Annotated in this window: 10 protein-coding genes and 1 pseudogene; 7 read left to right on the top strand and 4 right to left on the bottom strand. The window is 29.0% G+C overall.

Annotation, left to right across the window (positions count from 1 at the left end; all coding sequences use genetic code 11):
* Positions 1–4 precede the first annotated feature (4 nt).
* Positions 5–466: a DUF371 domain-containing protein gene (locus J3E06_RS00335; protein ID WP_013180323.1), complete on the bottom strand. Its 462-nt coding sequence runs from the start codon at positions 464–466 to the stop codon at positions 5–7.
* Positions 467–673: 207 nt separating this feature from the next.
* Here J3E06_RS00335 and dapF point away from each other — a divergent pair, with 207 nt between their 5' ends.
* Positions 674–1600 (top strand): diaminopimelate epimerase, encoded by a 927-nt coding sequence (gene dapF, locus J3E06_RS00340; protein WP_048187499.1) that lies wholly within the window; start codon positions 674–676, stop codon positions 1598–1600.
* 99 nt (positions 1601–1699) lie between these two features.
* Here the strand turns inward: dapF and asnB are convergent, their stop codons facing one another.
* From asnB to J3E06_RS00355, 3 genes are all read right to left on the bottom strand, one after another.
* Positions 1700–3391 (bottom strand): asparagine synthase (glutamine-hydrolyzing), encoded by a 1692-nt coding sequence (asnB, locus tag J3E06_RS00345; protein ID WP_013180325.1) that lies wholly within the window; start codon positions 3389–3391, stop codon positions 1700–1702.
* A gap of 334 nt (positions 3392–3725) precedes the next feature.
* Positions 3726–4508: a dihydroorotate dehydrogenase electron transfer subunit gene (locus J3E06_RS00350; RefSeq protein WP_013180326.1), complete on the bottom strand. Its 783-nt coding sequence runs from the start codon at positions 4506–4508 to the stop codon at positions 3726–3728.
* Between the two features lie 300 nt (positions 4509–4808).
* Complete coding sequence (locus J3E06_RS00355) at positions 4809–6056, bottom strand: adenosylhomocysteinase (protein WP_013180327.1); 1248 nt, start codon at positions 6054–6056, stop codon at positions 4809–4811.
* Positions 6057–6308: 252 nt separating this feature from the next.
* On the opposite strand from J3E06_RS00355, the pseudogene J3E06_RS00360 reads away from it, so the two are divergent.
* From J3E06_RS00360 to J3E06_RS00385, 6 genes and pseudogenes are all read left to right on the top strand, one after another.
* A pseudogene (locus tag J3E06_RS00360) lies at positions 6309–6635 on the top strand (ribonuclease P protein component 4); the annotation flags it as partial.
* Positions 6636–6954: 319 nt separating this feature from the next.
* On the top strand, positions 6955–7560 hold the full coding sequence (locus J3E06_RS00365; RefSeq protein WP_013180329.1) for a hypothetical protein: 606 nt from the start codon (positions 6955–6957) through the stop codon (positions 7558–7560).
* A 315-nt stretch (positions 7561–7875) separates the two neighbouring features.
* On the top strand, positions 7876–8691 hold the full coding sequence (gene dapB, locus J3E06_RS00370; RefSeq protein ID WP_013180330.1) for a 4-hydroxy-tetrahydrodipicolinate reductase: 816 nt from the start codon (positions 7876–7878) through the stop codon (positions 8689–8691).
* A 189-nt stretch (positions 8692–8880) separates the two neighbouring features.
* Entirely contained in the window at positions 8881–9498 is a 618-nt protein-coding gene (gene trmY, locus J3E06_RS00375) for a tRNA (pseudouridine(54)-N(1))-methyltransferase TrmY (protein ID WP_013180331.1), read from the top strand.
* A 129-nt stretch (positions 9499–9627) separates the two neighbouring features.
* A complete protein-coding gene (locus tag J3E06_RS00380; protein WP_013180332.1) occupies positions 9628–10068 on the top strand; it encodes a chemotaxis protein CheW in 441 nt (146 codons plus the stop codon).
* Between the two features lie 346 nt (positions 10069–10414).
* Positions 10415–11563: a protein-glutamate methylesterase/protein-glutamine glutaminase gene (locus tag J3E06_RS00385; protein ID WP_013180333.1), complete on the top strand. Its 1149-nt coding sequence runs from the start codon at positions 10415–10417 to the stop codon at positions 11561–11563.
* Positions 11564–11565: the final 2 nt, after the last annotated feature.

Raw genomic sequence — 11565 nt, forward strand, 5'->3', positions numbered from 1 at the left:
AATTTTATACCTCTAAAATTTCAAATTCAATTAATAAATCATTTTCTTTTTTTAAACAGTCTATTAAATCCCTGTTTAAGTCTTTTGCACTTTTATTGGCGTTTATCGATAAAGTTCTTGGACATATGTACGTACTTTTTCGTATTACCATATCTGTGTTATGGTTTAGTATCAAATCTTTTGAACCTTTTGAAATTATGGTATCTTCGTAAATTTCGTTTGTTTCTTTATCTTTACATTTTAAGGTAATTTTTAAGGATTTACCTTGTTTTAATTGCTCTTTAAACTCTTTTTGTAAATCATTTATTGCAACCGTTGAATTTATACCAACTATGCAGTCCCCTGTTGGTGTTAAATAATCTTCTTTTGTTAGTTCTAATGTACTTTTATGTGTTGATTTAACGTTTTTATGACCCATTGCTTTGAATTGGAGTTTTAGAGTATTTTCTTTGTTTTTATTATCCATAATATTACCTTATTGATATTTTACCCGTATTTTAAATTTATTTTTAAATTTTTAAGTTTGTTTTAAGTTGAGATACTTTTAAATATTGAAATTAGTTAATAAATTAGATAATAATACTTTAATTCAATATATAAATATATTATAATATATATAATTTGAAGTAGCATACAATAAAATATGGGTGAAATTATGGAATCAGAACGTTTTATGAATTTAGAATTTACAAAAATGCACGCACTTGGAAATGATTATATAGTATTTAATGAATTGGATGGTATAATAGTTCCCGAAGAGTTAAAAGGGGAATTTTCAAATAAAATATGTAAAAGGGGTTTTTCAGTTGGTGCGGATGGAGTAATATTCGTACAAGTGCCTTCAACCGCCGATTATGACGCAGACGTTAGATTTAGGATATTTAACAGTGATGGAAGCGAAGCGGAAATGTGTGGAAATGGTATCAGGTGCTTTTCAAAATATGTGCACGAAAGAACCAATTTTAAAAATAATCCTTTGAAAGTTCAGAGTGAAGGCGGTTTAAGAATTTCTGAAATGGAATTCAATGAATCAAATAACGAAGTTGTAAAAAACGTTAGGGTGTATATGGGCAATCCAAAATATGCTATGAAAGATATACCAATGATTATTGAGGAAATTGGCGAAGATTTGGAATTTATGAACTTAGAACTTCCAGTAAATTGCGAATGTCTTAAAAAAATTGGCAAAGAAGCTTTAAAACTTAGTGTGGCAAACGTAGGAAATCCTCACACTGTCATAATTCTTCAAGAGAACGATTTAAATGTAGAATTCATACGTAAAAACTTAAATGAATTAGGCGCATACATGGAATGTCATTCTGCATTCCCTGAAAAGATAAATGTACACTTTATTAACTTGCTTAATGAAAAAGAGATTCAAATAATCACCTGGGAAAGAGGAGCCGGTTATACGACCGCTTGCGGTACTGGTACAACTTCCTCCGTAGCAATTTGTGAAAAATTAGGTAAAACCGGTTGTAAAGTACTTGCACATCTTGACGGTGGAGACTTAGAAATAGAAATTATGAATAATGGAAACGATATTTATATGAAAGGTGGCGCAGAAATCTCCTACGATGGAATACTTAAAAATTTGTAAATAAATAACATATTGCTAATTAATTAAAAAAGATATAATATTTATTATATTATTTTTAGTATATTATTACTTTATTCTTTTTTATTTTATTCTTTTTTCTTACGCATATTTGATTTCATTGATTGTAATTTCCGATTTATCGAATTTTTTATTATTTGGTATTACATAAGGCAATAAATTAGCTTCCATTTTCTTAAATACGTAATCTTTTAGGAAATTTTCAATATTTTTCTTTGAATATCCGTGATTTCTCGCAACTTTGTAGATAGTTTTTTCACTTCCACTTCCATATTGTGCTGCTTTTTTTGGACGGTCTGCGATATATTCTGGCACGTGTTTCCTTGCAACGTCTCTAAGTATCCTCTTCCAGTGCTCATTTTTACTATTTTCAGCATCTTCATCTTTTGTAATTTTATATTCTACAGGCATTGAAAGCGCAACATTTACAACGTTTTTATCTAAAAATGGAACTCTTAGCTCTACGCCATTTGCCATAGTACAATGGTCGTCTCTTTCTAAATTAACCTTGTAAATATTCATAGAATCATCATAAAGTTCCTTTTCAAGCCCTTCTTTTCCTTTTTCTGTAAGTGTTCTTTTATATCGATTATATCCTGCAAAAAGCTCATCTGCACCTTGTCCTGACAATACTACTTTTATCCCGTCTTCTTTTGCCATTTCAGAAGCTGCATATATCGGGATACCGACACCAAGCTTCATTACATTTAATTCATCGATTGCATTTGCAACATTTAATAAGTATTTCTCAAAATCATTTTCTGTAAGTGTTTTCTTCCTAAGTTTTAAATTTAAATCCTTTGCAGCTTTTTCTGCATAATAAACGTCTTCTGAACCTTCCACACCTACCGTATAAAGTATTACATTATTACAATTTTCTGATGCCAATTTTGCAATAAGTGTACTATCTACACCGCCAGAATAGATAATACCTACTTTTTCCAAGCCCCTAACACGTTTACTTACTGATTCAGTGATTACGTTGTTCAACTCGTTTCTACAGTAGTTATAATCATAATTTACAGTGTTAAAATTGTAATTATAATATTCTGTAATGATTTCTTCCAAATTTTCTTGAATTATTATCTCATTATTATCTAAATGGTAAATTAACTCACTATTTGGATTTAAACGCTTTATTAATTCAGAATTAAACGCTTCTTCATAAGTATAATTTTCTAATTCCATCAAAATATAATATAAAGCCTTTTTTTCAGATGCAAATATGAAATGGTTTTCTAAATCCGTATAATAAAGTGGTTTGACGCCCATCAGGTCCCTACGTAATACTACAATATTTTTTTCCTTGTCATATATTGCATATGCGAAATCACCGTCGAGTCTATCTTCGATATGGTCTTCATATGCGTGTAGTATCACTTCTGTATCTGTGTCAGTTTTAAAACAGTGTTTTTCACATAAATCATCGTTTAATTCCACGTAATTGTAGACTTCACCATTACATACAATCCAGATAGTTTCATCACAATTAGGTAAAGGTTGAACAGCTTCTCCAACTATTGCAAGCCTATTGTGGCCTAAACTAACCCTATGGTTTGAATTAAACTTTGAATTACCCATATTTTTATTTTTATTTTCATATTCTAATTCATTAAAATTCTTAAAATAGATTACATCGTCATCAAGCATAATACCTGACATATCCTGACCCCGATGCTTCAGTATTTTTGTCATTGTTAAAAGCAGCCTATCTGTACTACGACTACTCGAGGGGTCATCATCTTTTGAGATTACTCCGGTTATTGAACACATTTCACTCACACGAAAAATAATTTTTTTGTTTTATTTTGTTATTTTAATTATAAATTTTTTATTCTATTATTATTACTATTATTATTACTATTATTATTACTATTATTTTTATTACTATTATTATTTTAATTTATTAGTTAAATTATTTATTAAATTTATCATATTTATAGCTATCAATATGTAGTGTCAAATTTAATAAACATATTGTCATTAACTTGATTAATGACTTATTACCCAGTATTTAAAGTAGTTTTGAGTTATAAGTATCTTATTTTATAAAAAGTTAATTAAAAAATATTAAAAAATATTAAAAAAAGTTAAATTTAAATTTAAATTAAATTTTTGCACCACTTGCATCTCTTTTGTATTTTCCAAATTCTTTTATCATATTTAATTTATTGTCCCAAAATACGGGTCCATCTTTACATATACAATAGCCTTCGTCATCAACACTACACTGACCACAAATACCAATACCACATTTCATATATCTTTCCAAAGATAATTGAACAGGTACTTTATAATTCTTAGCAATTTCTACAACTTTTTTCATCATAATTTCAGGACCGCACGTAATTATGCAATCAGTTGAAATATTTTCCTCTTTTCGTTTTTCGAGAACTTCCACAAGTTTATTTGTCGTAAAACCATTATATCCATAAGTTCCGTCATCAGTACAAGGTATTGTATTACTTACACTTTTAAATCGTTCTAAGAATAGCAATTCTTCTTTTGTCCTACCGCCCAAAATTGACGTAATGTTTATATTTTGCTTTGCAAACTCTTCAACAGTTGGTATTATGGGAGCTGAACCTATCCCACCAGCTACTGCTATTACATTATCACCAAAAGCCTCGAAACCATTTCCATAAGGTCCTCTTATACCTAAAAGTTCGCCTTCTTCCATTTCGTGCATTTTTGAAGTAGTTCTTCCAACATTTGCTACGCTGAAACCATTTTTATTTGAAAATCCGAACGGTTTCTCATCGTATTCTGGTACCCAAACCATTGCAAATTGTCCACCTTTGAAGTTAAACTCTTTATTTAATATGAATGTTTTTACAGAGGGGCTTTCTGCTATAATTTCCTTAATCTCGCACATTTGCGGTCTTTCCATAGTCCTATTTCTTGTTTCAGTATCTTCCAAAATATCACCAATCACAAATCACTATAATATTCTTTTCCGATATATTGTGTAATGTATAAAAATTATCATAATTTATTAATTAAATATGGTTAACACTAATATAATCTGATAATATAAATTATTATTTACAATTATCATTCATAATATAATCCTATGAAAAACATAGAATAAAACAATATTATGAAATAAATTACAAAACATAATTAAAATAATTAAAATATAAAAAAATAGTAAATAATATTTAAAATTAAAAAATAAGAAACAATTAAATTAAGTTCCTTCTTTCCAGTCATTTAAATACTTTTTCTGCTCAGGGGTTAATTCATCGATTTCCGAACCCATTGATTTTAATTTTAAGAGTGCTATCTTTGCATCTTGCTCGTAAGGGATTTCGTAAACTTTATTTTCCATATTTTTACTGTTTTCAACGATATTTTTTGCACCTAAAGCTTGGTTTGCAAAACTCATATCCATTACTTCACAAGGGTGTCCATCTGCACAAGCTAAATTTACGAGTCTTCCCTCACCTAATAAGTAAATTCTCTTGTTGTTTACTTTGTACTCTTCGATGTTGTTTCTTACAACGTTTACTTCACTTGCTAATTCATTTAAGTTATTTTTGTTAATTTCATTATCAAAGTGTCCTGCATTTGATAAAACTGCGCCATCTTTCATTAATAAGAAGTGTTCAGTTCTTAAAATATCTTTACATCCTGTTGTTGTAATAAATACATCTCCTAATTTACAAGCTTCACACATTGGCATTACTTGGTATCCGTCCATTCTTGCTTCAAGTGCTCTAATAGGGTCTACTTCAGTCACGATTACATTTGCTCCGTGTCCGTCTGCCCTCATAGCTACACCCCTACCGCACCAGCCGTATCCTGCTACTACTACAGTTTTTCCAGCCATTAAAAGATTTGTAGTTCTTAAAACACCATCGAGTGCACTTTGTCCGGTACCATACCTGTTATCAAATAAGTGTTTTGTGTCTGCATCATTAACGTTGATTACAGGGAATTTTAAAGCTCCTTCTTGTGCCATTGCTTTTAATCTAATTACACCAGTTGTAGTTTCCTCACAACCGCCCATTATACTGTCTAATAATTCAGTTCTTTTTGTGTGTAATAAGAAGATTAAATCTGCACCGTCGTCAATAACTACGTCTGGTTTAGCATCTAAAACTTTGTTTAAGTTTTCGTAGTATTCTTCGTTTGTTTCGCCTCTCCAAGCGTAAACTTCCATACCACGCTCAACACAAGCTGCTGCTACATCATCTTGGGTTGAAAGAGGATTGCAACCTGTAATAATGATTTCAGCACCGCCTTCCATTAAAGTTTCAGCGAGTATTGCAGTTTTTGCTTCAAGGTGTAATGCCATACCTAATTTAATACCTTTAAAAGGTTTTGTTTTCTTAAATTCTTCTCTTATGGAAGCTAAAACTGGCATATGGTTTTTTGCCCACTCCATTTTCATATGTCCTTCTTTTGCAAGGCCCATATCTTTTACATTGCTCATAGGTTCCACCAAAATTATAAATTATCATTGTGTTTGATTTTAATATAATCAATATATTAAATTATAATACTTATTATTAAATTACAATACTTATGATAATTATTGTAAGTTATTATAATCATAGTAATTATGATATATCATACGTAGATAATCATTTAAATTATAATTTATTGCATAGTACATAATAAATTATATAATATATAATAATATTGTATATGTATCAAATAAAAATTAAATAATTATTGTGAAAAAATGCGGAAAAGTAAAAAAGCAAATCAAAATTTAAGAAATATCGTAAATGAAAGAATTGACATTTTAATGAATCTTGCTGAAAAAGAAACTAAACGGGGAAACACGGAACGGGTAAAACGTTATGTTCTATTAAGCAGGAAATTAGCTATGAAAATTAGAATGTCATTCCCCAAAAGATGGAAAAGACAAGTTTGTAAAAAATGCGATTCTTTTTTGATATATGGGTTAAATTCTACAGTTCGTACAAATCCCAAAGAATCTTGTGTCGTAATAACTTGCTTAAATTGTGGAAATATTGTCAGAATCCCATATATTGCAGAAAAAAAGCTTAAAAGACAATTGAAGTATAAAAATAGGGTAGAATCCAATTTAAAAGCTGGAGAAAATTCAGATTCAAACTTAAACTTAACTGAAAATTCAAATATTGAAAATAATTAAATATTTTTTTAATCTTTTTTATTTTATTATTATTATTATTATTATTTTATTATTATTTTATTATTATATTTCGTTATATATTCATTCTTTTTCCATTAGTTTTGTCAGGTGATTGTACACATATCTACCTACACAAGATACTACACAAAAAACATATAGTATATAATGAGCATAAGAAATTTACATATACAATTACAGAGCTGATAAAATGAATATGTCTGATAGTGTTGAGGAAATAAATATAGATACTGGATTAGACTTAGAAAAATTGGATAGTGTCGAAGAAGATTTAAGCGTTAAAGCTGAAAGCTTAAAAAGTTCTATGGATAGCATTTTAAATAAAATAAAATTCGCTGTTCAAAGTGATGACGAAGAATTACAATCAATGAAAGCAGATATTAATAAAATATCCGGCACATCCATTTCTACACCATCTAATTCAAATACGAAAGAATGTTCTGAAATGAATTCTGAAATATTAAACATAATAAACAATAAATTGGACGTTTTAATCGATGCAAAAGATGAACAAAACCTTATGCTTAAAAAAATAAGCGAAGATATCGATGATATGCTTATTAAAATTGACAAAAGCGCTGATTTAATTATGGAAAACTTCGAAAACCAAAATGTAAGATTCGATAATTTATTAGGACTTTTACAGGATATTTTAGAAGGTATTCAACAAATAAAAGGTTTATTATCTGATATGAATATGAACAATATGACTAAAGCGTCAAACGTTGTAGATAATCTAAAACATAAAATTGATGATTATATAGGCTCCGATAATACCGGTGTTGCAAGCTGTTAATTTTAAATTACCGCCAAATTTAATTTAAAAATATTACTAATTATTTTATGATTATTAACACAATATCGATACAATATTCCGAGTAATAACCATTATATAGTTATATTGTATATCTAAAATCATAAATATTGTATTATATGAATGATTAATATAGATTTGAATAAATAAAAAATAAATGGGATTAAAATAACTTATATCCTATAACTTATGACTAATTAGTCGATAATTAAATAACTTATATAACATATATGAATTATATAATTAATTCAATGTTTTAAAGTTAAATAATTTAAATAAATTAAAAAAGGTGGTAAAATGATAAAAATAGCAGTTACTGGTGCCGTTGGTAGAATGGGAAGCGGTATAATAAAAAATATTTTAGAAAATGATGACATGGAATTAGTTGCAGGTATTGAAGCACCGGGTAATCCAAAAAAAGATATGGACATTGGTGAAGTAATCGGTGTTGGAAAAATCGGAGTAATAGTTAGTACAGCTGATGACTTAGAAAAAGTACTTAGTGAAGCTAAACCTGATGTACTCATTGATTTTACAGCTCCAGCTCCTTGTGTTAATACAGTTAAAACAGCTTCAAAATTAGGCGTAAACTTAGTAATTGGAACTACAGGATTTACAGAAGAACAAAGAGCTGAAATGGAAACTGCCATTAAAGAAAATGGTGTTTCAGCAGTAATTTCCCAAAATTACGCCATTGGTGTTAACATCTTCTTCAAAACATTAGAATTATTGGCTGACAAATTAAGTAGCTATGATATAGAAATCATAGAAATGCATCACAAACACAAAAAAGATGCGCCAAGTGGAACAGCTTTAAGAGCTGCTGAAATCATACAAAACAACCTCAACAGAGATTCAAACCTTATATATGGAAGAGAAGGTTTGACCGGTGCGAGAACTAAAGAAGAAATTTGCATTCACGCTTTAAGAGGTGGGGATGTAGTCGGAGACCACACCGTGGTATTTGCTGAAGATGGTGAAAGATTAGAACTAACCCATAAAGCAAGTAGTAGACAAGCGTTCATATCTGGCGTAATGATTGCTACAAGATACATTTCTGACAAAAAAGAAGGCATATACAATACTTTTGACGTATTAGGACTTAATGAATAAAATAAAAAAATTTATTAAAATCATTTTGCTCCGCACGAATAGTAAAATATATTATTTAAAAAATACATATTAAATAAATATTAATTAATATATTTTACAAATTTAAATAAAACTAAAAAATATTAAAAATACCAAATAAAATAAATGTAAAATAAAATAAATGTAAAAATATGAAATACTGGTGAAATATTGAAAGAATTTATACTTAAAGCCAATAAATCAGCCACTTCGGGGGATATCAATATTAAAGATTTACCCGGAAGTGCTGGTCGATTGGATTTAGTTTGCAGGTGCGTAAATAGTTCATTCTTCCTATCTCACGATTTAAGAAGAGATACGGTATTTTATAGTGTTCATTATGGAGAACCTAATCCACCTATTGCACTAAAATTTATAGGCGATGAATTAAAGCGATTAAGTCCAGATGAAAGAAGTATTGCTCTTTTTATAAAAAAAGCTCTTGAAAAAGACAGTTCTAAATTATGGAAAGAAAGTACTGCTGGAATTTATACGGCTAAACAGGAATTTCGAGACTTAATTCTTGAAAAAAAGAACGAAAACTACAGAATATTTTATTTGCATTTGAATGGGAAGCCTCTTGAAGAATGTAATTTAAAATTAAACGATGATGACGATGAAGATATATTGTTTGTACTTGGCGACCATATTGGTATTGGCGAAGACGACGAGAAGTTTTTAGATGAATTAGGAGCTGAAAGAATTTCCTTATCACCAGTAGAATTGCACGCCGACCATTGTATAATTTTAGTACATAATGCGTTGGATAAATTAAAAAATAATGAATAATTATTCTTAAAATATTTATTAAATATTTATTAAATATTATTTATCGATTTATTTAATAGTTTACATAAATTACGTTTATAATTTTATTACCCCAATCTATATGATGATATATATCTTTTAGGTGATACTATGGAAGATATTCCAAAAGTTGTAGTATTCAAACTCTCTACAAACGAATATGGTTTAAGAGTTAATGAAGTAAGAGAAGTTTTAAAACTTCAAGATATTACGGCAATCCCTAATACACCAAGCTACATTTCTGGCGTAACAAATATTAGGGGCGAAATTATGCCTATAATAGATTTAAGGAAAAAATTAAATCTATTTGATAGTATGGACACCCCTGACGGCGATATGTTAGTTATGGTTGTTGAAATAGACGGCATACCTATCGGAATTTTAGTTGATTTCGTAAGCGACGTAATGCAAATTTCCTCCGAAAACATTGAAGAAATTGAAGGAATTAAGAAAAATTCAAATGGCGAATACATTGAAGGAATTGCTAAAATTGGCAATAGATTAATAATCATATTAAATATTAAAAATTTAATTGACCCCCAGGAGTTTTAATTAATATTAATTAATATTAATTGATATTACTTAATATTAATCAATTAAATCAAGTATATGAAGATATTTTAAAATATTATTCCCCAATTATCCTTAATTTGTAATTATGCTCATTAAAATATAATATTTATTAATACTCAATAAATAATTTTAAAATTAAGTTCTGGATATATGAATATTATTAGTAATTAAATTATTAAGCATATGCAAACTAAGAATAATATATTAACCAATATTATCGATTAATAGACTTAATAAATATATATGGGCCAAATATGAGACTGTTGTTAAATAATTATCTAAATAACATAATTTAATTCGCATATGGTAATCTGGAGAGGAAATCATGAAGAAAATAAAGGCTATAGTTGTAGATGACTCAGCATTCATGCGAAAAGTTGTAGAAGATATATTAAACACAGACCCTGAAATTGAAGTCGTAGGAACTGCAAAAGATGGAAAAGAAGCTGTTGAATTAACAAAAAGTTTAAAACCAGATGTCATAACAATGGATGTTGAAATGCCCATTATGAATGGACTTGAAGCAACTAAAATTATTATGCAAACTTGCCCTGCACCTATTCTTATGCTTTCTGCAGTAACTCGAGAAGGTTCGGAAACTACGTTAAAAGCCCTTGAAAATGGAGCAGTTGACTTTATACAAAAACCTTCAGGTTCAATTTCGTTAGACATTCGAGAAATATCTGAAAAAATTACAAAAAAGGTTAAAGAAGTTTCCAAATCTACAGTACGACCTATAAAATTAACTGAAAGATTTCAAACATCTGAAAATTCAAAAAAAGAAACTAATAGTCCAAATTTGAATGTTGAAAATAAAAAAACCGAAAACACGGTAAACCAAAATGCCGTAAGGAATCCAAAAATAGATGAAACACTTTCAAAAATCGGTATTATGATAGGTTCTTCTACAGGTGGACCCCCAGTAGTTTCAGAAATAATTTCAAGATTGTCAACAGATATGCCCCCAATATTTATTGTACAGCACATGCCTGCAGGATTTACGAGAGTTTTTGCGGAAAGAATTGATAGGATATCAAAATTAAAAGTTGTAGAAGCTTCAAACGGTACATTGGTTAAACCTAATCATGTATACATTGCCCCAGGAGATACACAAATGTTATTGAAAAAACGGGGAAATAACATATATATTGAAATAGACCCAAATATGCCCAAACTTCACGGTACTAAACCTACAGTAGATATTACCGCTGAATACGTTGCAAATATTTATGGAAATAATTCTATTGGAATTATTTTAACAGGTATTGGAAAAGATGGTGCAATAGGAATGCGGAACATTAAAGAAAAAGGTGGATTCACTATTGGTCAAAATAAAGAGAGCTGCATTGTTTATGGGATGCCCAAAACTGCTTACGAGCTAAATGCGTTAAATGATGTTTTACCACCAAGCCAAATACCTAAAAAAATAGAAAAATGCGTTGAAAAATATACTCAAAAATTAGGGAGTAGGTAATT

Source organism: Methanococcus voltae (genome assembly GCF_024807655.1).
In the GTDB taxonomy this organism is placed as follows: domain Archaea; phylum AGJL01; class Methanococci; order Methanococcales; family Methanococcaceae; genus Methanococcus; species Methanococcus voltae_D.